This is a genomic window from Paenibacillus ginsengarvi (assembly GCF_003626695.1).
GTDB classification, from domain to species: Bacteria; Bacillota; Bacilli; order Paenibacillales; family NBRC-103111; genus Paenibacillus_AB; species Paenibacillus_AB ginsengarvi.
Window position 1 is genome coordinate 1 of the sequence record NZ_RBAH01000037.1, and the last position, 24,315, is coordinate 24,315.

The 24,315-nt window shown below is 54.7% G+C and carries 24 protein-coding genes and 1 pseudogene; 12 read left to right on the top strand and 13 right to left on the bottom strand.

Features of this window, described 5'->3' with window-relative positions:
* Positions 1–117 (top strand): annotated as a pseudogene (locus D7M11_RS37600) (IS30 family transposase); the annotation flags it as partial.
* On the opposite strand, the gene D7M11_RS32245 reads toward D7M11_RS37600, so the two are convergent.
* Positions 109–915, bottom strand: coding sequence for an ABC transporter substrate-binding protein (locus tag D7M11_RS32245; protein WP_205127142.1), 807 nt, complete (start codon positions 913–915; stop codon positions 109–111). The pseudogene D7M11_RS37600 and the gene D7M11_RS32245 sit on opposite strands and share 9 nt — an antisense overlap.
* Before the next feature lie 409 nt (positions 916–1,324).
* Positions 1,325–3,115, bottom strand: a complete 1,791-nt coding sequence (locus D7M11_RS32250; protein ID WP_120751405.1) for a M3 family oligoendopeptidase — start codon at positions 3,113–3,115, stop codon at positions 1,325–1,327.
* Between the two features lie 283 nt (positions 3,116–3,398).
* On the opposite strand from D7M11_RS32250, the gene D7M11_RS32255 reads away from it, so the two are divergent.
* The 3 genes from D7M11_RS32255 (at position 3,399) to D7M11_RS32265 (ending at position 5,052) form a co-directional block, all read left to right on the top strand.
* Entirely contained in the window at positions 3,399–3,584 is a 186-nt protein-coding gene (locus D7M11_RS32255; protein WP_120751406.1) for a YycC family protein, read from the top strand.
* Entirely contained in the window at positions 3,581–3,817 is a 237-nt protein-coding gene (locus D7M11_RS32260; protein WP_120751407.1) for a hypothetical protein, read from the top strand. The genes D7M11_RS32255 and D7M11_RS32260 overlap by 4 nt, the downstream gene beginning before the upstream one ends.
* A 137-nt stretch (positions 3,818–3,954) precedes the next feature.
* Positions 3,955–5,052 carry a GGDEF domain-containing protein gene (locus D7M11_RS32265; RefSeq protein WP_120751408.1) on the top strand — a complete coding sequence of 366 codons (1,098 nt, stop codon included), beginning with the start codon at positions 3,955–3,957 and terminating at the stop codon, positions 5,050–5,052.
* A gap of 135 nt (positions 5,053–5,187) precedes the next feature.
* On the opposite strand, the gene D7M11_RS32270 is transcribed toward D7M11_RS32265, so the two are convergent.
* Together D7M11_RS32270 and D7M11_RS32275 are read right to left on the bottom strand one after the other, a co-directional pair.
* On the bottom strand, positions 5,188–5,901 hold the full coding sequence (locus tag D7M11_RS32270; RefSeq protein ID WP_240041410.1) for a DUF2225 domain-containing protein: 714 nt from the start codon (positions 5,899–5,901) through the stop codon (positions 5,188–5,190).
* Positions 5,902–5,962: 61 nt separating this feature from the next.
* On the bottom strand, positions 5,963–6,352 hold the full coding sequence (locus D7M11_RS32275) for a globin domain-containing protein (RefSeq protein ID WP_120751410.1): 390 nt from the start codon (positions 6,350–6,352) through the stop codon (positions 5,963–5,965).
* A 473-nt stretch (positions 6,353–6,825) separates the two neighbouring features.
* Here D7M11_RS32275 and ylbJ point away from each other — a divergent pair, with 473 nt between their 5' ends.
* Positions 6,826–8,058, top strand: a complete 1,233-nt coding sequence (gene ylbJ / locus D7M11_RS32280) for a sporulation integral membrane protein YlbJ (protein WP_120751411.1) — start codon at positions 6,826–6,828, stop codon at positions 8,056–8,058.
* A 174-nt stretch (positions 8,059–8,232) separates the two neighbouring features.
* Complete coding sequence (locus D7M11_RS32285; RefSeq protein WP_120751412.1) at positions 8,233–9,036, top strand: NAD kinase; 804 nt, start codon at positions 8,233–8,235, stop codon at positions 9,034–9,036.
* Between the two features lie 135 nt (positions 9,037–9,171).
* On the opposite strand, the gene D7M11_RS32290 is transcribed toward D7M11_RS32285, so the two are convergent.
* The 6 genes from D7M11_RS32290 to lipA all read right to left on the bottom strand — a co-directional run bounded on the left by D7M11_RS32290 (position 9,172) and on the right by lipA (position 15,266).
* Positions 9,172–9,615, bottom strand: a complete 444-nt coding sequence (locus tag D7M11_RS32290) for an OsmC family protein (protein WP_120751413.1) — start codon at positions 9,613–9,615, stop codon at positions 9,172–9,174.
* A 187-nt stretch (positions 9,616–9,802) separates the two neighbouring features.
* Complete coding sequence (locus D7M11_RS32295; protein WP_120751414.1) at positions 9,803–10,117, bottom strand: acetyl-CoA acetyltransferase; 315 nt, start codon at positions 10,115–10,117, stop codon at positions 9,803–9,805.
* Between the two features lie 143 nt (positions 10,118–10,260).
* On the bottom strand, positions 10,261–12,513 hold the full coding sequence (locus D7M11_RS32300; RefSeq protein ID WP_158606955.1) for a methyl-accepting chemotaxis protein: 2,253 nt from the start codon (positions 12,511–12,513) through the stop codon (positions 10,261–10,263).
* 248 nt (positions 12,514–12,761) lie between these two features.
* Positions 12,762–13,784, bottom strand: a complete 1,023-nt coding sequence (locus tag D7M11_RS32305; protein ID WP_120751416.1) for an efflux RND transporter periplasmic adaptor subunit — start codon at positions 13,782–13,784, stop codon at positions 12,762–12,764.
* Positions 13,785–13,814: 30 nt separating this feature from the next.
* On the bottom strand, positions 13,815–14,339 hold the full coding sequence (locus D7M11_RS32310) for a YutD family protein (RefSeq protein ID WP_120751417.1): 525 nt from the start codon (positions 14,337–14,339) through the stop codon (positions 13,815–13,817).
* A gap of 39 nt (positions 14,340–14,378) precedes the next feature.
* Positions 14,379–15,266 (bottom strand): lipoyl synthase, encoded by an 888-nt coding sequence (lipA, locus tag D7M11_RS32315; RefSeq protein ID WP_120751418.1) that lies wholly within the window; start codon positions 15,264–15,266, stop codon positions 14,379–14,381.
* A gap of 372 nt (positions 15,267–15,638) precedes the next feature.
* Here lipA and larE point away from each other — a divergent pair, with 372 nt between their 5' ends.
* The 3 genes from larE to larC are packed head-to-tail and all read left to right on the top strand — an operon-like array spanning position 15,639 to position 18,255.
* Positions 15,639–16,490: an ATP-dependent sacrificial sulfur transferase LarE gene (gene larE / locus D7M11_RS32320; protein WP_120751419.1), complete on the top strand. Its 852-nt coding sequence runs from the start codon at positions 15,639–15,641 to the stop codon at positions 16,488–16,490.
* On the top strand, positions 16,487–17,263 hold the full coding sequence (larB, locus tag D7M11_RS32325; protein WP_120751420.1) for a nickel pincer cofactor biosynthesis protein LarB: 777 nt from the start codon (positions 16,487–16,489) through the stop codon (positions 17,261–17,263). The genes larE and larB overlap by 4 nt, the downstream gene beginning before the upstream one ends.
* An 8-nt stretch (positions 17,264–17,271) precedes the next feature.
* Positions 17,272–18,255, top strand: coding sequence for a nickel pincer cofactor biosynthesis protein LarC (gene larC, locus D7M11_RS32330; RefSeq protein ID WP_120751421.1), 984 nt, complete (start codon positions 17,272–17,274; stop codon positions 18,253–18,255).
* Positions 18,256–18,325: 70 nt separating this feature from the next.
* Here the strand turns inward: larC and larC2 are convergent, their stop codons facing one another.
* Positions 18,326–18,817: a nickel pincer cofactor biosynthesis protein LarC2 gene (gene larC2 / locus D7M11_RS32335; protein ID WP_120751422.1), complete on the bottom strand. Its 492-nt coding sequence runs from the start codon at positions 18,815–18,817 to the stop codon at positions 18,326–18,328.
* 136 nt (positions 18,818–18,953) lie between these two features.
* Here larC2 and D7M11_RS32340 point away from each other — a divergent pair, with 136 nt between their 5' ends.
* Positions 18,954–20,045, top strand: coding sequence for a M23 family metallopeptidase (locus tag D7M11_RS32340; RefSeq protein ID WP_193556335.1), 1,092 nt, complete (start codon positions 18,954–18,956; stop codon positions 20,043–20,045).
* A gap of 149 nt (positions 20,046–20,194) precedes the next feature.
* On the opposite strand, the gene yunB is transcribed toward D7M11_RS32340, so the two are convergent.
* Positions 20,195–20,974, bottom strand: coding sequence for a sporulation protein YunB (gene yunB / locus D7M11_RS32345; RefSeq protein ID WP_120751423.1), 780 nt, complete (start codon positions 20,972–20,974; stop codon positions 20,195–20,197).
* 369 nt (positions 20,975–21,343) lie between these two features.
* Between yunB and D7M11_RS32350 the strand changes: the two genes are divergently transcribed.
* Both D7M11_RS32350 and D7M11_RS32355 read left to right on the top strand, forming a co-directional pair.
* Positions 21,344–22,594: a DUF445 domain-containing protein gene (locus D7M11_RS32350; protein ID WP_158606956.1), complete on the top strand. Its 1,251-nt coding sequence runs from the start codon at positions 21,344–21,346 to the stop codon at positions 22,592–22,594.
* Positions 22,595–22,856: 262 nt separating this feature from the next.
* Entirely contained in the window at positions 22,857–23,618 is a 762-nt protein-coding gene (locus tag D7M11_RS32355; protein WP_120751425.1) for a Cna B-type domain-containing protein, read from the top strand.
* 112 nt (positions 23,619–23,730) lie between these two features.
* On the opposite strand, the gene D7M11_RS32360 is transcribed toward D7M11_RS32355, so the two are convergent.
* A complete protein-coding gene (locus tag D7M11_RS32360; protein ID WP_120751426.1) occupies positions 23,731–24,264 on the bottom strand; it encodes a YceI family protein in 534 nt (177 codons plus the stop codon).
* Positions 24,265–24,315 lie beyond the last annotated feature (51 nt).

A 24,315-nucleotide genomic window follows, 5' to 3' on the forward strand; every position in this document is an offset into this window, starting at 1 on the left:
GTGTCGGATGAGGAGTTGGCGACAGCTCTTCGTCTTATCAACCTTCGCCCTCGTAAATGTCTCGGCTGGAAATCGGCTCACGAAGCATTCATGGACGAATTGTCGCACTTAGCTTGACAATCCGTCATTTATAAAACCGGACGGCTCGAGTGTCATCGCAGCTTTCCCGGCTGCAAATAAATTGTTCTTCCTGGACTGCTCAATCATGAGCTCGAAGTCTTTCACAGTTTGGGCGTTGGCTGCACCGGACTGGAGAACGTTTGCGTCAAAAATAGCCCCCGATTTGTATGCCCCTGTTACATTCGCGAAAACTTTTGCCCATGCGGGCGTACCGATCGTTATGTTTCGCGCAGCCGAATCGATCCATTGCAAACCCAGCAAGTCTCCAGCGTAAAGCAAAAACGCTCCGGGGGTCATTCCTTTTTTATAAAATCCGGCAACCGGCTGTTCCGTTTGTCTTTCCGTAAATCGATAGGCCAGTTGAAGGACTTCCTCAAAACTCATCCCGTTATGGGGATACGCTATTTTGAATTCGTCGAAAAGACGTTTATTGTAATATAAAGCTTGACTGCTGAACGAGGTCGGCAGCCCGTATAGGCTTCCTTGACCTTTGGCTCGAAGCAGCGTAGTAACGAGAGGAGCAAATTGATCGATATCGAACTTATCTTTAGCGATAAAGTTGTCCAATGCCAGCAAGCTTCCCTGCTCTATCAATTGTTCAAACAGCCCGGGAACAGGTAAAATCGTTACGATGTCGGGCTTATTGGTATGGATGAAATCATAAAATCCTTCCGGGTTAAGCTTTCCCGGCTGCATGAGTTCCGCATAGGAAACCACTTCGATATGAAGATCCGGAAACTTGTAATCCAGCACATTCGCATACTCCCGGCGGTAAGACTCCTCGTCACGGAACATAAGCTTTATCGTCTTTTGGGATACGGGTACATTCGCATCTTTGTCGCATGCAAATAGAAAAAGAATCGTTGCCATGCTCGTTAGTGTCAACACATTCAAATATTCTCGCTTCATACATCCTCCTACCGTGTAAATTCTCTTTTTTGAAACGTATACATATCAGCTTGTATGTTATACAAGTTATAGTAGGTCCCTTGCCTAATTTTGGTTTACATATAATACCACATTATTCACTTGTTTATATGGTTATCAAAAACTATTTATCCTTTTTTTACATAAATCTAAGCAATCCCACCGCATATACTACTTGCCTGCGAATAGGAATGTTCCCAGGACGCCCAACGTGAAAAAGGCCTGCGCTCTATGGAGTGCGCAAAGCCTTTTTGTGTATCGCCGAATCCCGGGTCCCCTACTCCGTCATAGCCATAAACTGCTTGACGTCTTCCATCGCCAAATCGACGGCGCTCTGCCAAAAATCCGGCTTGGTGAGATCCACGCCGAGATGCTTCTCAGCGAGCTGCTCCACCGTCATGCTTCCCGTATCCCGCAGCAGCGCGATATATTTGTCTTCGAAGGCGGCCCCTTCACGCAATGCGACAGCATATATGCCCGAGCTGAACAAGTAACCGAACGTATACGGGAAGTTGTAAAACGGCACGCCCGTAATATAAAAATGCAGCTTCGATGCCCAGAAGTGCGGATGGTATTCGCTGAGCGCATCCTTGTAAGCCCGGCGCTGGGCGTTTTGCATCAGCTCACACAGCTGCTCGGTGCCGACCAGGCCTTTGCGGCGCAGCTCGTAAAATTCCGTTTCGAACAGGAAGCGCGCGTGAATGTTCATGAAGAACGCAACCGAACGCTGAATTTTGTCCTCGATGAGCGTAAGCCGCTCCTCCTCGGAGGACGCCATCTTCACCGCCGCGTCGGCCACGATCATTTCGGCGAACGTCGAAGCCGTCTCGGCCACGTTCATCGCGTATTCCTGCGCCAGCGCCGGCATGTCGTTCATCACATGCTGATGGTAGGCATGACCGAGCTCATGCGCCAGCGTAGCGACGTTGGAGGCCGTTTTCCCGTAAGTCATGAAAATGCGGGTTTCTCCCTTGATCGGAAACGAGGTGCAAAAGCCGCCCGGACGTTTGCCCGGCCGATCCTCCGCCTCGATCCAGCGGTTTGCGAACGCCATCTCCGCAAAGTCGGCCATCTTCGGACTGAACCTGCGGAACTGGCTCACGATCATGTTGGCCGCTTCCTCGAACGGTATTTCTTTCGCCGCCTTCCCTACGGAAGCATCGACATCGTGCCAGGACAAGGCTTCGAGCCCGAACATGTTCGCCTTGCGGCGCAAATAATCGACGAACGGACCTTTGTTCCGGTCGATGACGTCCCACATCACCTGAAGCGTCTGCTCCGACATCCGGTTAATCGCAAGCGGCTCCTTCAGCACCGACTCCCAGCCCCGGTGTTTGTATACTTGCAACCGGAAGCCGGCCAAACGGTTGAGCGCGTCAGCGGCAAAATCGGCCGATTCGCCCCAAGCTTTCTCCCAATCCGCGAACAGGCGGGTGCGGACGTTCCGATCCGTGCTGTTCAGCTTGTTCGCCGCTTGTCCGGCGGACAGCTCGAGCGTTTGACCGTTTTCCTCGAACGCGATTTTGAACTTGCCGACCGTCGTATTGTACGCTTCTTCCCAGCCGTGGTAACCGTCCACCGCCAAATCGGCGATAAGCGACTCCTGCTCCGGCGGGAGCTTTTCCTTGGCCAGATGGCGTCGTTCCGCAAGCGGGAATGCAATTGGACTGAAGCCGGCGGATTGCAGCAGCTCCGTCCAGATGCCGTCCGGTATTTGCCGCAGCAGTTGATCGAAGCGCGTAAGCGCGGAAGTAAAGGAAGCGCCGATCGACGAAATATGCCCGCCGAGCTGCACCGCTTTTTTGTCGTGCTGGTTTTCTGCGGCCAGACATCCTGCGAACGAATCCGCCTCGCGCAGCATCAGCGTGACGTTCTGCATCCGTTCGGTCAGATCCGCAAGCGTCTGCGCATCGACGGCTGTACCAGCGTCAGTTGCCGTCCGGACCTCCCCGCGAAACTGTTCGACCGCACGCTCCAGTTGCTGCAAAAATAAGGCAAATTCCGCCGACGAGCTGCCTCCCGGAAAAAACGCGTCCAAATCCCAAACGAGACTATACGATTGTGACATAACGTCCTCCACCTTCCTATGTAGGGGTACACTACATCATTAAAGCATATTTCGCCTCGGGAAGAAATGTTTCGATCCGGCGGCTTAAGAGCTGAAGCTTCGGACCGCCAGCCGCCCGCGTCTCCTGCTTCGTTCAAATTCTGTTTAATTTTTATTTACCGATATTGAAACTCCATTTACTCGAGAAGCGTACAGTTCTCATGTATAATAAGATCATACTACCTTCGCTGCTTGTCCAAGACGTGTATACCAACAATCGGAAATACGGAAAGGAACTGGACGTATGAGACCGTTACAAATATCGCCCGAAACGGCAATCAAGCTGGCCGAAACGCTTAAAGTACCGATCGAGCAGCTTATGCATATGCCGCAGCATCTTTTAATCCAAAAGCTGGCCGAGCTGGCGCGGATCGAGACCGGCGAAGCCGGACAACCGGCCGCGGAGCGGAAAGACGACAGCCGGTCATGATTCCTTTTGAAAATACGCTGCCTTACGAAACGATCGGGGCCGATGTGTACTTGAACGAATGCCCCTATTGCCGCGCCAGCAACGTTCTGCTGCCGATCAAAACAACCGACCTCGCTTCGATCCGGGACGGCAGGAAGCGGCTGATCGTATTCCCTTGCTGCCGGGACAAAATAACGGCCATCGATGTCGACCGGGACTACTTCCTTGCCGACAGGCCGATTCGCAGAAGATGAACGAAGAATCCGGATAGCAGCGACTTACGGCGTGTTTGCAAACACGCCTCAGGAAGATAACAGACTTGCAGGAAGGAGACATCGACGAATAACATGCTTCTCCGAAACGTTTGCGGCCTTTTCAGGAGCGCTAAGCAATGAACGAATATCTAATACCGGTTACGATCTCATGTACGCTCATAACACTTAGCTATATCGCGCTGAAGCTGCGAAATCGCATACTGGGCAGCATGAACGAGATGGTGGTCGTTCCGCTTTATACCGGGATCGCTTCCCTTCTTATGATCCTGCTGCCGATAACGAACGAACCAGCCGTTACGGATCTGCGCCATATTCCGATCCTTATGGCCGGCCTTCAGCTCGGTTTGCCGGTAGCGCTGCTGTCGACGCTCCCCCCTGCGGCCTTTATCTTGCTGATTGACGGGGTTCGCGGCGTTCCGGATCTATTGGTCGGAATTGCGCTGCCGGCCTTCATCAGCGCACTCATGCATCGCAAGGAGTACCGCTCGGGCTTCGAGCGGCTTCGTCTGGGCGACGGCGTCAAAATAATCGCGCTTCTCTTCCTTGTGAAGATTGCCCTCGGCTTTTTTACATTGCCGGTCCCGTGGCCCGAATATTTGCAGTTGAATGCGTATTTATTCGTGATATCGCTTCTCTGTCTGGTTGTGCTGGTCGCCCTTCATAACGATGAGAACAAAAATTGGCTGCTCCAGAGGCAGCTGGAGCTCGAGGCGAATCAGGACCGGCTTACCGGGCTGCCGAACATCCGCAGCTTTCTGGAAATCGCCGGCAACATGCTGAAGAAGCGCCAGATCAGCATCCTGATGATCGACATCGACAATTTCAAAAATTTCAACGACACGCTGGGTCATCTGCAGGGCGATCACCTGCTGCGCGAAACCGGTCATCTGCTGCGGGGGACGATCGGCGAGAAGGATTACATCGCCCGGTACGGCGGCGAGGAGTTTATCGTCATGTGCGATTCGGTAGACAGCCGAAGACTTGCTTCTCTCGCCAGCCGGCTATGTCATGCCGTCGCCGCTTACCCGTTCGCGGGCAGAGAAATTCAGCCCGGTCAGGCGATATCGATCTCGATCGGCATTTCGATCGCGGCGAGGCCCGAGGATGATTTATACCGCCTCATTGCCGAAGCCGACAAAGCGCTGTATACCTCCAAAAGAAGCGGTAAAAATCGTTTCACCTTTTACGAGAGCTCTACCTCCGCTACTTCCTGACCCCAGCCCCTATCGGACACGCCGACGGGGCTGTTGCTGGTTTCGGGCGGCAAAAAAACGAAACAGAAAAGACCGGTTTCCCGGTCTTGTAAAGCTGCGATCTGTGCAGCCTTTTCTATTCGTGTTTGCAGCGCTTTACGCCCGGCTCTCTTTCATCTCTTCCGGCAGCTCGAGCTGAGCCGCAATCATGTCCTCCCGGGTCTGCACCCATTGCTCCCGGCAAGCCCGAATCATCGCCGAATCCATAATTTTCTTGTCGTTGATAACCCGCCCGAACCACAGTACCGCCTTCTGGTAATTGCCGAGCCTGCGATTGAGCTCGCCGATCAAATACATGAGCCGGGCGTTGTTCACGTCCTCGCCCTCGACCTCGAACACTTTAATGTAAGCGTCCAGAGCAAACTGAAGGAAGCGGGCTTCCTGCTCCTTATTGTCCTTGTACCGGTACAGCCAGGCGATATGGTGGAGCAAGCCCGCGACGACGCGGTCCTTCTCTCCCTTGATCTGGGCGCATACAAGAGCCAGCTTGTACGTTTGCATCGCACCGCTCCAATCTCTCTCTCCGGTCAGATCCAGGCCGTTCCAGTTTTTGCCCAGCTTCTCGTAATACAGCTCTTTCGTTCTGGGGGTCATCGTTTCGGAGAAATTTTCCGTAAACGCATAGCCGCAGTACGGACATACCCGAACGACGTAATAGTCCGGATTATGCAGCTTGTAGTGGATGCAAAAATCGCTTTCCGTTCGGATCGGCTTTCTGAAGCTCGGCCGTACCCGGGAAGTTTGGAACGATTGCTCGCAGCATACGCAGTTCGCCTTGATCGAATAAAGCGGGTCTAGCTCTGTCTCCACATGCGTCATCCTTTCCGCCGCTGTCACGATTTCCCGTCGCCCTCTCCCGCGTGACTGCTGGTTAGGGCGTATTCACGAAATGATACGCCGGAGCTTTCAGCCGCTCCAAAACGGCGGTCTGCAAGTGCGGCTCGATTCCGATTTCTTCGAGCGCCCGCTTCATACAGCCAAGCCATGCATCCGCCCGCTCCGGCGTAATCGGAAACGGCAAATGTCTCGCTCGCATCATCGGATGGCCGAATTTGTCGGAATATAACGAAGGCCCGCCGAAAAATTGCGTCAGAAACAGAGCCTGCTTCTCCATGACCGGCGTGATGTCCTCCGGAAACAAAGGTCCGATGCTCGGATCGGCCTGCACCTTCGGATAAAATGCCTGAACGAGCCGGCTGATCGTTTCGGCTCCGCCGATCGCCTCGTATAGGGAAATAGTCCCGGAATGTTCTCGATTCATCCATGTCACCTGTCCTAGTAAGTATTTCACATTATACACCACAATCCGCAAAACATCTATGTCGCGAACGGAACACAAGCGCTGCGAGGAAACAAAATGGTGCCACTTTTTGTAAAAAGCGGCACCATGCTTTTAACCGAACTGTGTCCGGATTTATTAGTTTTCGATATCTTCCTCGGTGGCACCCATTAACGTTTCGCGAATGACAAAAACGAAGGCGCATACAATCAAGCCTGTGACTACACTCATCATTACGCATCACTCCGTCTGTACTTTTTTTTAGTTTACCATATTCGGAGGAAAATATCAGCCTTTTTGATCGATATATAAAAAATGTATCCGATTTCAGTTCGCTTATCTCCGGATGCCGCTGCATGTCCGAACGCCCTGTCACATAAGTATAAAAGTAAGAATGGCTTGTTCGTTTGCGTTTTATCCTTCCATGAACCAGACGCAGGATCGGAGGTGCTCGAATGACGGCTTCCCGTGTATGGTCGACGGCGCTGTTTTCGGCGAGCTTGCTAGGCGTTGCGGCTCTAATGCTTCTATACCCGGCCCAGTCGCTGGAAGCGGCTTTGCGCGGGTTATCGATTTGGTGGGACATTTTGTTTCCCGCGCTCGTTCCGTTTCTCGTCATCGCGGAGCTGATGCTCGGCTTCGGTATCGTCCATTTTTTTGGAACGCTGCTCGACCCGATGATGAGGCCGCTGTTTCGCGTTCCGGGTATAGGCGGCTTCGCGATGGCGATGGGTTTCGCCTCCGGTTACCCGGTAGGCGCCCGCCTTACCGCCCAGCTTTGGGAGCAGCGGCTGCTAGGGCGCGATGAGGGCGAACGGCTCGTTTCATTCACGACGACGTCGGACCCCATTTTCCTGATCGGCGCCGTCTCGGTCGGTTTTTTCCACAATGTCGGACTTGCCGTCATTTTGGCTGCGGCCCATTACGGAACCGGTGTCGTAATCGGTCTTCTGATGCGTTTTCACGGCAGCAGGACCATGACTGTAGCAGTGCCTCAGCAAGGGGATGCGTCGCTGCTTCGCCGGGCGATGCAGGCGATGCACCGGGCCCGGCTGCGCGACAGTCGGACATTCGGCGAGATGCTCCAGGAGGCACTGCAGACGTCCTTGAAGCTGATGATGGTCATAGGCGGCCTCGTCGTTTTCTTTTGCGTTGTGCTCGAGGTGCTGACGATTTCGCAAGTAATGAACGGCTTATATGCTACCGTTACATTCGTTCTGCAAGGCCTGCATGTGCCGCCGGAGCTGTCCCAGGCGGTCGTGAACGGTTTGTTCGAGGTAACGCTCGGCGCCAAGTCTGCTGCCGGAGCGGGTGCGCATTTATCGCTCGCAAGCAAGGTCGCGGTCGCCGCCTTCATCTTGTCTTGGGGCGGTCTGTCCGTTCACGCTCAGGTGATCAGCCTGCTGAGCCGGACGAATATCCGTTACGTTCCGTTCGGCCTAGCCAGGCTCGTTCATGGCTTTCTGGCCGCTGCGGCGGTGTTTGTGTTGTGGAAGCCTCTGGCACCGGCCATATCGGCCGTTTCGGCCGCAGTGCCGGCTTTTTCGGTCGAACGCGGCCTGCTCCCTGTCTGGCCTGCGCTGTTTTCGTTGTCCGGTCTGCTGTTTATAGGTACGCTTGTCCTCTTCTTTTTGCTGTATGCCGCTTATTTGGGACTCCGCCCTCTGCTTCACTACGGAAGACGGTGATAGACACAGGCAGCAGATACGCAACACAAGTTTCATATCCGGCGCCAAACGCGCCATTGTTTTACGTCCTAATATTTAATATGATGAGGGATAGAGAACCGCTTTGCTTCGCAAAGATCAAAAAATGCTTACGATGCCAGCTTTGCTTCGCAAAGCTCTAAGGAGGAGAACGGTGTGAAGTACAACGTAGTGAATCGGGGAGACGAAATATCGGTACGAACGAACAACCGATTCCACGAGCTTGCCGCCGAATGCGGCCTGACGCTAGATCCGGAACATCCCGACATCGTCGTGTCAATCGGCGGAGACGGCACGATGCTGCACGCGTTCCACCTGTACGCCGACCGCCTGGATCAAACGTCATTCGTCGGCATCCACACCGGACATCTCGGCTTTTACGCCGATTGGAAACCTATGGAGCTGGAAACGCTCATCCGCCATATGGCTGCCGGAGCCGAATCGTTCCGGACGGTCAAATATCCGATCATCGAAATCCAAATCGTGACCGGCCAGGGGATGGAGACGTATCTTGCGCTGAACGAGTGTACGCTTAAAGGTGTCGAAGGCACGCTTGTCGCCGAGCTTCGCATCAACGACGAGCGATTCGAGATGTTCCGCGGCGACGGCATCTGCATCTCGACGCCGACGGGCAGCACCGGCTATAATCGCAGTTTGAACGGAGCGATCCTGCATCCGTCGCTCGAAGCGGTACAGATCGCCGAGATGGCTTCGCTGAACAACCGCGTATACCGGTCGCTAGGCTCCTCCATTGTGCTGCCGAAGCACCACCACTGCGACATTTACCCGAAAAAGGGGCAAAAAATATTGCTGACGCTTGACCATTTGAATATGCAGCTTTCGGACTTGGTCTCGATTCGATGCATGGTTGCGGACCGCAAAGTATCGTTCGTGCGTTTCCGCCCGTTCCCGTTCTGGAACCGGGTGCGCGAATCGTTTATCGGCGATATTGTAGAATAGCTTTGATATTGACAAATAGGACAAGCAAACAGCCTGCCGCCGCCCCCGGATCGGGCGTGGAAACAGGCTGTTTGTTCGTCGTCTTCTAGATAGGCGAGCCGAAGCTGGTGCAGCGCTTCCCCTCCCGCCGCTGGCTCAGTTTTCGATGACGATGCCGTTTAATTTCAAATTGACCGGATTTGCTATCGTATCGCCTACAGGGCATGTCCGTTCCAAAAATTCGATGAACTGCTCGACCTGTTCGCGGGGAGAGTCGGTCTTGATATGGAATGTATAGCGGATGTCCGAATACCCTTTGCGAACATCGGATTTGTTGAAGAAGCCGTCCAGGTCGATATCGCCCTCCAGCTCAACCCAGAAGCCGTCCAGACGGACGTTGAACTTTCTCGCATATACTCTCGCCACGATCGATTGGCAGGCGCCAAGCGCGCCAAGAACCGCTTCGACCGGGTTCATGCCCGTATCGGTTCCGCCCAGGCTTTTCGGTTCGTCAATCGTCAGCTCGAAGTTCCTCGATTGGACTTTGACGACGACCCCCTCTTGCAAATGCGCGGTTGCTTTGAACGTTTCCACTGCCATGCTGCATCACTCCTGCTCCCATGAGGTTTCCAATATATTTCCATCATAACACACTTATCCTATAATGTTAATCGGATTTGTTGAAAAACAGCAATTTTCAGACGCTTTCACAGCGCTCTACATCGCCGAGCGCGAAAAGGAGCTCCGCCAAAGGGCGAAGCTCCCTTCCTGTCTGCCGGCAAGCCGGTTACAGCAGCGAAATGACCAGCAGATTGTAGAGCACCAAAGGCAAAATAACGTTGTTGTACGCGGAAGCCTGAGCCAGCGGATTAAAAAAGGCACGCGCATCCTGCGCTCTGACGCCCAGATACAAATAGTGGTCGTCCATGCTGACAAGAACGCCCTCATGAACTTGACCGTCCATCAGTTGGACGCGGACCGGACGATTCGCCCATTGGCGTCCTACTTCGTGAAGCCTATCATGGCAAGACTTCATGGCCTGGATGAAATGCGGATCGGCCTGATATACAGGCTGCTGCGCTGGAATAGAGCCGCTCGACATGAAACTATCCCTCCGTTTGCATGTTGTTAGGCTATATCCTATGCAAGCGCCCAGCTTTGTGTGCAAAGACGCTGCCAGACGAGCGGCTTCGCACACAAAATTATTAAAGAGACGAACCCGGATGCTACCCGCGTTACCCGCGCTTATGCGCCGTCGGCCGGTCTGAATACCTTGAGTGCGTTCCGCAGCTCGTGGCCGAGCTGCTCCAACTGCTCGCCCGTTCTCACGAGCTCCCCGCCCGATTCATGCTGATCGCGGATCAGGCTGGCCACGCTTTCCGTCGTTGCCGTCGATTCCTCCGATACGGCGCTTACCTGCATCATCATGCCGGACAGCTCCTCTTGCGCTTCCATCGAAAATTGCAGCGAAGTCCAAACCTGCTGGAAGCTGTCCATAAACTGTGTCATCGACGTTTGCACATGACGGAAAATCTCCTGCGAGGACCGCGATATATCGCTTTGACGCGCAAAGATCGGCAGCGATTCGGCTACAAGCCGGCTCGTCTCGCCCATTTCCGTCTGAATGCCGCCGATCACTTCCTCGACCGAAGCGATCGATTCCTTCGACTGATTCGCCAAGCTGCGAATTTCTTTGGCTACGACCATAAACCCTTTGCCCGCTTCGCCGGCCGAAGCGGCTACGATCGAAGCGTTCAGCGACAAGATGTTGATCTGCTTCGATATATTGCCGACAATATCGAGCACGACGGATATCGACTCCGTGCCGGCCTGCAGACGGCCCATCCGTTCGCTCAGCGACGATACGATGCTTTCGGCCTGCTGGTTGTACTCGGCCAGCTCTCCGACCGCGACCGCACCGCTTTTGCCCGATTCCTCCACCTGCGAAGCGATCTCTTTCATCTCGCGATTGACCTCAAGCACGTCGTTCAGCCGCTTCGTCATCTCCCCGGTCAAAGCGCTGCTCTGCTCCGCATCGCGCGACAGGCTGTCCGCCCCGGACGATACCTCGTTCATGGCGACGGCGATTTCGCCGGAGGCGTCGCGGGAGCGCTGCACCAATTCGTTGATTCGCTCGGTCGCCTGCATGAGGCGATCGGACGATTGCCCCGTCTGCGCCACGATACTGCCGATCCGCTCCATCATGCTGTCGAAGCTTCTGCTTACCGAGCCGATCTCGTCGCTCCGATTCATATTCAGCCGGACGTTCAGATCCCCCTGTTCGGCTTGACGCATTTTCGTCACGGCGCTCATAAGCGGCGAACCGATTGTCCGGTAACACCACAGCCCGAGCAGTAGAGCAAGCACCGCGCCGCCGATGGCGAGGAAAATCAGACTGTTCGCAATCGCTTTCGCGTCTTCCAGAAGCTTGTCCTCCGGAATGGCCCCGACAAGCGTCCATTCCGTATTTTGCAAAGCCTTCACGGACGTCAAATATCCTTTGTTCTCGCCCTCGATCGATACGGCAGCCGGCTGGCCAAGCACAGTCCCTTCGCGATTGGAGTACAAGCTGTTGCCGGCATTCGTGACCAGATGAATGTCGCCGATGCCGCCGAAGTTAATCGGCTTAAGCAAATTTTCGAAGAAGGCAAGCTTGAATTCGATAATGAGCACGTCCGCCCACTTCTGATCCTCCGCGCTCCAGAACGATTTGGCGACGGCGAAGACGCGTGACTCTTCGTCGGCAATTAGGAACGAGCCTTTTTGCGGCGGCAAGTACACGTTCTTGCCCTTTGCCTTCACTGCTTCAGTCGCCCACTCCGTATCGTACAGGCTGCTCGTCCGCACTTTGCCGGAGCTGCTGAACGTCTGATTCTCGCCGTTAAACCGGATCATGCCGATCGAGAACACCATGTCCGAGTTCGTCATCGCGTACGCCGAAATATACGTATTGATCGCGGAATCCAGCGCCGCTTTGTTCGTATTCAGCACGTTGTAACGGGTCATGATCGCGTTTTTCGTTTGCGAGGCGCGCGCGATGTCCTCGTTCAGCTTGATGCGCTCGCTCGAATCGGTCGCTTTGCCGGCCTGCCCGGTTTTCTGGGCGATCTCGTCGTCCAGCGAACGAATTTGCGCGAGCAATTGTTTATATTCCTTCGCCTCCGGCTCCGTCTGCGGCTCCAAATTACGCCGGTCCTTCGTTGTATACTGATTTTTGTCCGCATAGATGGCGAGCTGGTTAAACGTGCCGTCCATCACCTTGAACCACCGGTCCGCGTTGTTCGCGGCGTCCTGAACGACTTGCACCATATTGCTGCCGACCTTTTGCTTGAGCGCGTTCGCGGAAATCTGATACGCGATCATTCCGGCCGCGGCGCTGGCCACCACGATACTAGCGAGGAAGGCTGCGAAAAGCTTGAAGCCGATCGATCGGTACCATCCCTTTTGCAAGCGAATCGCCCCAAGGAACCGGCTCAGATTCATTTTCTTTCCCATCATCAACATACCCCCAACCTTGTGCTCATGGATTAGTCGAGGCCTGTTCCTGATCTAGTTGTAAAGGCTTACTTTTTTCCCGGGAACATGCCCTTCCCTCTATTGTAATGGAATAAATATGAATTTTATGTGAGCTTTTCCGACAAAAAACACGTTTTTTTCAACAAATTAGTTCTTCTGCCGTTCCCAAACGAAAAAAGAAGCGTCCGATTACGTGAACGCTTCATCGTCCGTCGACCGAGGCCGAATCGTCAGTTGTTTAGGATTACCTGCTGGCCGGCCTTGAGTCCTCTGCGGATTTCGACCTCGGTTGCGGTTTCCAGCCCTTTCTCCACATCGATTTCCTTGCGGCTGTCCCCGTCCTTCACATGAACGAAGTTGCGGCCCTGATAAGACCTCAGCCCCACACGGGGAATCGTGAGAACGTTTTCTTTTTTGTCGGTCACAATCGTCACATCGCCTTGCGAACCAAACTGCGCGCCTGGAGGGATGCCGTCCATCTCGATCAGCACCGTTCTCGCGTTGCGGTCGCTCATCTGCTGCGACGTAGCCGTCGGAGCCGTTCGGGGCGTCTGCACGACTTTGCCGGTGTACACTTTGCCGTTAAACGTAATCTCTGCCGTCATATCTTTCTCGATAGCGGATAAGTCCGCGCCGATCGTGGACGAGTACTGGAACAGCATCTGCTGCGGATCGGCCAGAGCGATGACGTCCTTATACGACGTAATTGTATCGCCAGGCTTCATAAAATCTAGAAATACAACTTTGCCGGCCCGCTCGGCCAGCAGTTTCGTCTTCGCCAGGTTCTGCTCCAAGCCTTCCAGCCTCGCCTGCTCCACTTCCCGGTTCAAACCGGCCAGCCGCAGCTTCTCCTTGTCGTCATCGCCCTTGGCCGTCTCCAGACTATCCTCCGCCTTCGCGACCACCAGCTTCTGCTGGGCGATTTTCAGCGGCATGTCGCCCGGATCGAGCTCCAGCAGCACATCGCCTTTATTCACCGTATCGCCGGGCTGTGCGCGAATCACGCCAAGCTTGCCGCCGATCGTATACTGGTAATACTTCGGAGACGACGGTATGAAAACGCCGACTCCGCGTATCTGCTTGACGAGGGAACCGCTCTTCACCTCGTACAGCTCTTCCTTCTTCTTGACGGGTTTAAGCAGCTCCGGCTTCGCTTCCGCTCCGCTGCTAACGTACGAGCAGCCGGCCTGAACGGCCGCCAGCGCGCCGAGGAGCAGCAAGACCACCCATCGTCCTTTCGCTACATGGAACAAGCCTGTCGCCTCCCAAGCTTTGTATCGATTTCACTTCGGATTGCTTTGCGGCTGCTGCTGCCGCTCGGGCCTCGCCTGGCGTTCCTGGCGTTCGGGCCGTTCGTGGCGCGCCTGCCGCTCGTGACGTTCTGGGCGCTCATGGCGTTCTTGACGCTCCGGGCGCTCATGACGCTCGTGTTTGGGATGCTGATGCTGGCGCTGATGCTCGCCTTGCGGCAAGCTTGTCTGCTTCGGCGCTTCGCCCGCATTCGTTTGCGGGGGCAGCTCGCCCTGCGGCTTGCCGCTGCCGATTTTGCGCAAAATGAAGTACGCGCAGCCGAAATTGCAATATTCGTTCAAATAATCGTGAATGCCGGACACACAAGTATCCTTGTTGCCATTCTTGTTGCTTTCCGTAAAAAAGCCCTTCAGCCGCAGCTGGCTGTAGCCCCAGTCGCCCACGATGTAGTCGTAGCGCTCCAGCACCTCGCTGAAACGGTCCCGGAACGCCTCGAAATTGTAGCCGTTTTTGTGCTCCTGCACGAGCTCGTACGTTTTGCTTCCGATATGGATCACAGCGGTTTCCTCCTAACGCCGGCTGGACGGCGGCCCCGATTAAGAACGCGCATGGGCCGCTTGCACCTGCTCATGGGCATGATACGAACTGCGGACGAGCGGCCCGGATTCGACATGGCGGAAGCCCCGCTTCATGCCTTCCTCCTTAAGCCCCGCGAACTGCTCGGGCGTGTAATACTCCACTACGCGCAGATGCTGCTTCGTTGGCTGCAAATATTGGCCGATCGTCATAATATCGCAATCCACGGCGCGCAGATCGTCCATCGTCCGCAAGATTTCGTCCCACGTTTCGCCGACGCCGACCATAATGCTCGACTTGGTCGGGATGCTCGGCGCCATCTGCTTCGATCGGGCCAGAAGCTCCAGCGAACGGGCATACTTCGCCTTGGAGCGCACCCGGTCCGACATCCGCTCGACCGTCTCCATATTGTGGTTCAAAATGTCCGGCTTCGCCTCCATGACGATGCGCAGCGTCTCCTCGTTACCCATGAAATCGGGAATGAGCACTTCCACCGAGCATAACGGCATCCGGCTGCGGATCGCGCGGATCGTCTCGGCAAAAATGGAAGCGCCTCCGTCCGCCAAATCGTCTCTGGCTACCGAAGTTACGACGCAGTGGCGCAGTCCCATCTGTTCGGCTGCTTCCGCCACGCGCTCCGGCTCCTGAAGATCCAGTTCCGTCGGCAAACCGGATTTGACCGCGCAAAACCGGCACGCCCGCGTGCAAATATCGCCCAGAATCATAAACGTCGCCGTCCGGTTCGCCCAGCATTCGTGAATATTCGGGCATTTCGCTTCCTCGCAGACGGTATGCAGCGTCTTCGAGCGCATCGTTTCTTTCAATTGCTTCACATTATCGTAATCTTCGCCTGCCGGCAGCTTGATTTTGAGCCATTCCGGCTTGCGGAGCGTTTGTTTGGTCGACATGATGGATTCCCGCTTTCTATATCGAATGAATGTATTATATCACGAAAGGGGGGATATTCCACGTCCGACCGTCTTATGCTCCCATTGTAACGAAGCGCGGGCGGAAAGGCAGGCTCGAACTTGTTGGAAAAGGTGTCGATTTGTTCGGTGCCTGCGGCTTGTGCCAAGTCCGATTCGTTTCGGCGCCTTGTGCCTGCCCCTGCTGCAAGCTTCACAAGAAGTCAGCTTTCGACTTTTCGCGCCACAGGTTTCGGTCCCTTCCTCATTGTGATACACTGCAAATAGAGAGATCGTTTACAACAGCACTCTCCGGAAAAACCGCAGAAGGATCGGAGCGGCGGAAGCGGAACGAGGCTATGGGAGGGGAAACGCATGGACAGCGGATTGACACTGAAGCAAAAGGATGAACGGCTCGGCCGCATTCTTAAGGATATGGGACGCGTCCTGATCGCTTTCTCCGGCGGTGTGGACAGCACCTTCGTTTTAAAAAGGGCGTTTCAGGAGCTCGGCGATAATGTGCTTGCGGTTACGGCCGCCTCGGAGACGTTCCCGACGCGCGAATTTGACGCCGCCGTCCGGCTGGCCGAGGATATGGGCGTTCGTTTGCACAAAACGGAAGTGAAGGAATTCGAGAACGCGGCGTTCGTCGCCAACAACCCGGACCGCTGCTATCACTGCAAAACCGGTCTGTACTCGCATCTGCAATCGATGGCGAAGGAGCTCGGCTACCCGTTCATCGTGGATGGATCGAACGTCGACGATCTGGGCGACTACCGTCCGGGGCTGCAAGCGAAAACGGAGCAGGGCGTACGCAGCCCGCTGCAGGAAGCCGGCTTCCTGAAAGCGGAAATTCGCGAGCTGTCCAAGGAGCTTGGCCTGCGCACGTGGAACAAACCGTCGTTCGCCTGCCTGTCCTCTCGCATCCCTTACGGAACGAAAATCGACAAAACGAAAATCGATCAGCTCGACGTTGCGGAAGACTTTTTGTACTCGCTCGGATTTTGGCAAGTGCGCGTGCGCCATCACGACAAGATCGCGCGCATCGAGGTTATGCCGGACGAACTTCCCAAGGTGATCGAGCTGCACGATCAGATTCACCAGAAGCTGACTTCGATCGGCTTTACGTATGTCACGCTGGACCTGGCCGGCTATAAGACGGGAAGCATGAATGCGGTGTTGAAGAAGGAACTTCCGGTGACTGTAAAGGAAGAAGCCGCGCGATGAATGAACTGGAACAGCTATTGCAGCAAGTAAAGGACGGCAGTCTGGATGTTCAGGATGCGAGGCGTCTTATCGGTGAAATGGCGCGCGAAGCGGACGGCAAAGTCGACGACCTCGGCTTTGCCCAGCTTGATATCGAACGGGAGAAGCGGACCGGGTTCCCTGAGGTCATATTCGGAGAAGGCAAAACGACGGAGCAGCTCGTTGCCATTTTCCGCAGGCTGACCGAGCATTCCGACCGCGTGCTTGCCACCCGTATCGATGCCGAGAAGGCCGAAGCCGTGCTCGCCGCCGTTCCAGGCGCTACGTACCATCAGGCCGCCCGGGCGCTGACCTGGTTCAAGAAGCCGATTTTGAGCGTGCATGACGGGTATGTTGCCGTCGTATGTGCCGGAACGTCCGATCTCCCCGTCGCCGAGGAAGCGGCGATCACGATCGAGTGCATGGGCAGCCATGTGGAAAAAGTGTATGATGTCGGGGTCGCGGGCATCCACCGGTTGTTCCGGCGGCTCCCGGTCATTCGCGGAGCGAACGTAATCGTCGTCGTCGCCGGCATGGAGGGCGCTCTGGCGAGCGTCGTCGGCGGGCTGGTGGACAAGCCGGTCATTGCCGTGCCGACCAGTATCGGTTACGGCGCCGCCTTCCACGGCGTTTCCGCCCTGCTGACGATGCTCAATTCCTGTGCGACCGGGGTCACCGTCGTTAATATCGACAACGGGTTCGGCGCCGGATACAGCGCGGGCATGATCAACAAAAATATGTCGAAAAGGTCGTGAGCCTACTCGTGAGAATCGTATATTTCGACTGCTTCTCCGGCATCAGCGGAGATATGGCGCTGGCGGCACTGGTCGATGCCGGCGCCGATCAGGCGTACATAGAGCGCGAGCTGCAAAAAATCCGCATCGAGCCTTTCGGGCTGAGCTGGAAACGTGTCAACAAAAACGGCATCTCCGCCTTGAAGATGGATGTCGTGCTCGATCCGAACAAACAGCCGACCCGGCACCGGCATTATTCGGACATCGTCAAGCTGATCCGGACGTCCGGGTTTAACGAGCGGGTTCAGGCATACAGCCTGGCTATATTTGAGAAAATCGGGATCGCCGAAGGGAAAATTCACGGCATTCCGGTCGAGAAGGTGCACTTCCACGAAGTCGGCGCTATAGACTCCATCGTTGATGTCATCGGGGTCGCACTCGCTCTCGACTCGCTTCAGGCCGAGTATATTTGCAGCTCGCCGGTGCCGCTCGGCTCTGGCATGGTACGCTGCGATCACGGCCTGTATCCGGTGCCGGCCCCGGCCACGCTGGAAATGATGCGCGGTTTGCCGATCGCCGAGACCGATTATTCGATGGAAATGACGACTCCTACCGGCGCCGGCATTGTCGCCGCGGTAGTGAACGGCTTCTCCAAGGGGCTTCCGCCGATGGTCGTCGATACGATCGGATACGGCGCGGGAACCCGCGACCTGGCGAAACAGCCGAACGTGCTGCGTGTCGTCGTCGGTACGACCGATTCGTATATTGCGAAATCGACGGCTATGCTGCAGCCTGCTCTGGCACACCTGCATTCGCATGATCACGACCACGATCATCACCATGATCACGATCATGACCACCATCACGATCATGACCATCATCACGACCATGACCATCATCACGACCATCATCACGACCATAATCATGATCATGACCATCACGACCATAACCATGATCATGACCATGAGCACGATGACGACGATGAGAGCCATGATCACCCTCACAAGCATTAAAAAAGGAAACGGCAAAAGCTCTCCGAAGGCGGAAGTCCCGCTCACACGGAGAGTTTTTTGTCTATCGTCGTCAAGGCTGCGAGCCGCCGTCGTGGTCACCCTTGTCCGCAAAGCCCCGTCTCACTTCTTCGTATACCTGTTTCAGCGGTACGCCGTGCCTTTTGGCAATGGCCTCGCATTCCTTGAACTCCGGGGCCATCTGCACCAATTGGCCCTGATGATAGCCAAGCTTCACCGTCACCGGTCCCCAGCTCGTTTCCACCTTAGCGAATTCCCTGCCTAGCCGGTGTACGGCCGCTTTCAAATAACGCAGGCCTAGCGTAGTCGTTTCCGCAAAAATAATCGCCTCCATATCGGGAATACGCTCCTCGGCCACAAGCACATTCAACATCATTCCCGGTCTTCCCCGCTTCATAATAATCGGAATCCAATACACGTCGTTGGCTCCCGCCTCGAACAGCCGATCCATTACATAAGAAGTGTACTCCGGATTCATATCGTCGATATTGGCTTGAAGCAGCGCCATATGCTCGTCGATATGCTCGCTTTTGTGATCGAACATATTACGCGGTCTCCTTTTTTATGCTTTTTTCTCATCGTAGCAGAACTGTCTATTCGCTGTAAACGAGCAGCCGGAGCCAAGTCGGTTGCAGGAAGAATAGCGCTATGCGGGAATGCGTATCCTAAGCGCATGTACGATGTTGGCCGTGAAAGGAGGCAGTACGAACTTGAAACGCGCAATCCGGTTATACCGGGCTTCTATTTTGGTTTTGTGCGGATTGCAGCTTGCTTTTCTCGCACCCGACCGAAGTATGGCCGCCGCAGCGGAGCAAGCCCCGAAGATCGAGACGAAAGACATGAAAACGATATTTGCCGAACGTAAAGCTTTGTTCGACGAGGTCAGCGGCATTACCGGCATTCCCTGGATTTATTTGGCCGCAATCGATCAGTACGAACGGACGCTTACGATCGCCAATCCAAAAACAAGAACCCGCCAGCCGGGACTGATCGGCATCTATTACTCGGAGCTGGAGTGGGCGGGATTCGCCAACCCGAATTCAGCAGATACGAATCCGGCTTCGATCGCTTTATTCGGCGGCAAAGGCAAAGACGGCTCCGGGGACGGCGTCGCGGACCGCAATAGCGATCTCGATGCTCTTTCCACAATGGCGTCGTTTTTACTCCAATACGGCAAAGGTATAGACAATCTGAAGCTGGCGCTTTGGAACTATTACCATAATGCCCGCAGTGTGGAAAGGATCGAACAATTTATTAAAATTTATGATACTTACGGGAGAATCGATCTGCACGAGCACGCTTTTCCCCTGCCGCTCGGCGCGGAATATTCGTACCGCAGTACCTGGGGGGCGAGCCGAGGCTGGGGGGGCCACCGCATCCACGAGGGCAGCGATATTTTTGCCGGATACGGCGTTCCGGTCCGCAGCACCTGCTACTGTATTGTTGAGATTAAAGGCTGGAATCCTTACGGCGGCTGGCGCGTAGGGCTGCGAGACTTGAACAACGTGTACCATTACTATGCCCATCTGCAAGGCTTCGAAAAGACGCTACAGCAAGGAAACGTTGTGAAGCCGGGCCAGGTGCTCGGCTGGGTAGGCAGCTCCGGGTACGGAAAGCCCGGAACGCAAGGGAAGTTCCCGCCCCATCTGCACTTTGGCCTGTACCGGGACAACGGCAAGCGCGAATGGTCGTTCGACCCGTATCCTTACCTGAAAAAATGGGAGCGCGAGGAACGGCTTCGCAAAGAAAAAAAGAGCGGTCAGGGCGGATAACCCGGACTGTCAGCCGAAAAATACATGCAAAAAAGCTTCCGGCTGCCCATCGTCAAAAACGAGGCCGGGGCTTTTTTGCGCTTCAGCAAAATGCCTTCGCTCCGGAAGCTTGGTTCCTATCCGAAAGGCGGAGCATCCGGGCTCCGCCCTTACGGCCCTTTCGTCGCACCGTTTGCCTGACCTGCGGCTCCCGCATCCGCTTCCGGCTTCGTCAGATCCTGCTTGATTTGCGGAATCGCGATGCTGGCCGGCGCCGAAGTCGTCTTGCCCGTCGGATTCCCCTTGTTGTCGTAGTAATACATCGGCACATCGCCCACTACGAGCACATACGAAATCGGAATTTCCGTCTCGATTACTTCAGGCTCCGAATCGAAAGGAATAATGATCGCGACTTCCGTCGACACTTTGATATAAACCTCAACCAAAATATTATTAATGCCCGTATCCTGCTGACGCGTGCTAAGGTCCACCTTCACCGCGCCGAGCGGGGTGAACTTGATCGGTATTTTCGGGCCGAACGAAGCGATAATCGCGCTGTCCATCGCTTGCCCGACGGGGATATGCTCGGGAATATCCTTCAGCGAGGTCAGGACGTTCTGCACCGTATTAATCGTATCCGACGTTATTTTCATATGCTCGCCGTAGTTGAGCATAAAGCCGGTTATTTTTCCGTTTTTGTCCGTACGCCAGTCGATCAGCCTGTCGAAGCTTTGCGATCTTGAGATTTGTTCGGTTATCGCCGAATTGATCGCTTGCGTGGCGATCTGCTTCACCCGCAGCATGGCGACATGCTGGAGCGCGGGACGCAAATTTTTCTCGAGAAAAATAAACGATTGCAGCGAAAACAAAAAAAAGATAAGCATCGCGATAAAAAAAGCTCTTCTTCTCCCCTTCTTGGCCGGCCGGCTCCGCCATCCGCGTCGCAGCATGCAGCGCTTCCCCCGATCCGTTAAGCTCACAGTCCGTCCATTCAGCTTATGCGCCAGTCCTGCTAAATAACCCCACAAAGTGGAGCCTAGGCTTCGAAGCTTACTCCAAATACTTTGCGGGGAGCCCCGAAACTTATAGCAAAAAAGACGAACCCGGTCCGGTCCTGCACGCACTGGCCCCCGAACAGTTTAGCTGTGAGATATGTTTAATTCGGGGCGGCAAGCTGCATATTTCGTTTTTGGATTTGTCCGAAATGGAGTACAATGGGAGAAGACGACTTGGGCGACATTCCGAAAGCGTGCAACAATAAGGCGTTCCATTCGGAGACCGCCCTCCATTCCGAAAATCATAGGGGTTGAATGTTTTACATGAAACGAAATACGCGATATATGGCGACCGTATCGCTTGGGGTCATGGCGGCCGGATTTCTCGTTACGCTTCCGTTTGATTCCATCCCGTGGGTCCGTTTTGTGCGCAGCGGCTTCGAAGCCGGACTTGTCGGCGGCTTGGCCGACTGGTTCGCCGTTACTGCGCTGTTCCGGCATCCGCTCGGATTGCCGATTCCCCACACGGCGATTCTTCCGAACAATCGGGACAAAGTGACGAAGGCGCTCGTTTCCACCGTTCAGAACGAGCTGCTCAGCAAGGAAAGCATTCGCGACAAAATCAAACAGTTCGCGATCGTAACCAAGCTGCTGGACGGGGCCGAGTCGCATCTTCGCACGGAATCCGGAGCGAAGGCGATCGTGGACATAAGCGACTACGTCGTCCGTTCGCTGCCGTGGGAGCAGCTTGCTCCCGTGCTGGAGCGGGAAATTCGCCGCCGTCTGGACGACGTCGATTTGTCCAATCTCGCTTCCGGGCTCGCCCAGTACGGATTCGCCCAAAACTGGGACGGCAAAGCGCTCGACTTCGTGCTCGATTTTGCCGAGGACTACATCAACCGGGAATCCACCGTCCGGCAAATGGGCGCTATGGCGTCCGCCGCAATCGGCAATATTCAGGCCGGCGGGCTTATGTCGTTTGCGCTTAATGCCTTCGCCGGCTTTATGAGCGAGGAGCGGCTCGGAGAGACGATCCGCGGGCTGCTGCAGGCGCAAATATGGGAGCTGCGCAGCGAGCACAGCCGTACTCGCATCGGTATAACGGAAACGCTGCGCGACAAGCTGGGGGCACTGCTGGAGCGTCCGGAAACGAAGGCTGCCCTGGATGCCTGGAAGGGCGATATGACGGAGCGAATGCGCTTGCCCGAGACGCTGGGAGCATTTCTGGAGCAGACGCGCGACAGACTGCTCGCCTACATCCATACAGAGGACTATCCGACCCGGATCGCTCTTCCGATCATCCAACAGGCGATCGGCCGCCTTCGTTCGGACGAGCAGAAGATCGAGCAGATTGAAACCTTTGTTCAGATCAAGCTGGCCGAATGGATCGAGCACAACCACCATAAAATCGGCGGCTTGATCGAAGAAAACATTAACAAATACGACAATGAAACACTTATCGCGTTAATTGAGGACAAAATCGGTTCCGATCTGCAGTGGATTCGCGTCAACGGTGCGATCTGCGGGTTTATGATCGGGATCGTGCTGGCCGGAATTCGTCTTGTTGCCGGCTGATCGGGGGCTGTTCGGATGATATCGAATCCGGACGGCTTTTTTGGTTGTTTGGAAACGGGGAGTAGACAAGATTTACACCTGATCATAAGCCATTAGTCTTATACATTCAGGATGATTTCCATGGAAATTTGTCAAATGTTATTCATTCATAGTCCCGCAACCGCCTTTTGAGTTAAATAATGGTAGAACATTAGCGAAATTTGTTATATACTCATACTGCATCTGTTCATATTTAGTTCATAATTACTAGGAGTGTGTAAAGATGAAGAAAGCGGTCAAACACGTACTATCGGCATTCCTGCTCGTATGCTCCCTGTTTGTATTCTCATCACTAGCTTTCGCCGATGCGGCTCTCGACTTCGAGATCACGTCGGTCGGCTATGAGAACGGGGTGTTGACGGCAAACGGCAAGTTCACGAACACCGGCGACAAAGCGATCGAGAAAGTTAACAAAGTGGACGTCAAAATCTTTTTGTACAACGATGCCGGCGATTCCAAACAGGTAGCCGACCATTATTTCACCGATTTGGCGCTCCCGCTTGCGCCAGGTCAATCGATGGACTACACGCTTGAATTCCCGGACGTGGCCGAATACGTAGACGCTACGAAGTGGAGCGCCGAAGAAGGCGATTGGGAGTTCATCTACATCGAGGAAGCCGCTCCGGCAGCGGAAGCCCCGGCTGTGGAAACACCCGCAGCAGCAGAGGAAGCTCCAGCCGCACTCGATTTCGTCATTACAAGCGTCGCTTACGAGAACGGCAAGCTGACAGCCATCGGCAAGTTCACCAACACCGGCGGCAAAAATATCGAGAAAGCCGACAGCGTAAATGTGAAAATTACGCTGCACAACGATGCCGGCGATTCGAAGCAAGTCGCCGACCACGTGTTTACCGATTTGACCCTTCATCTGAAGCCAGGCGAGGAAATGGAATATTCGCTCGAATTTACCGACGTTCCCGAATATACGGACGCCAAGCAGTGGAGCGCGGAAGAATCGGACTGGGTGTTTACATACTTCGAGTAATCGTATAGATTGCCTACAGCCATGCCGTCCGGTATTCCGGGCGGCATTTCGCTATGCGGCTACGCAAAAAAGGCAGCCGGGCTTCTCCCCGACTGCCGCTATCTTTATCCGATTACGCTTGTTTCGCGCCTTCGATTTCGAGCGAAATTTTGATTTCGTCGCCGATCAGCACGCCGCCGGCTTCCAGTACGGCATTGTAAGTCAAACCGAAATCGCTGCGTTTGATTTTGCCTTTGCCGCTGAAGCCCGCTTTTTCATTGCCCCAAGGATCTTTACCTGCGCCTTCGAAAGTAACCTGGAACGTCTCCGAACGAGTTACGCCGTGAATCGTCACATCGCCGGTTACGTCGTATTCCCCGTCGCCCGTTGCTTTAACGCCGGTCGATTTGAATTGGATCTTCGGGTATTTCTCCGCATCGAAGAAGTCGGCCGAACGCAAGTGTGCGTCGCGATCTTTATTGCGCGTATCGATGCTGTCCACGTCGATATTGAATTCGATCTCGGCCGTAGTCAGGTCTTCCGGATCGGCGTTAATCGAAGCTTCGAACGAATGAAACGATCCTTTTACATTTGCAATCATCATGTGTTTAACGGAAAAATCGATACCGCTGTGTGTCGGGTCAACTGCCCAAATCGTCTTTGCCATGGTTTTGTTCCTCCCTATTTTAACTTACTAATTATTATTTACTTACGTTTA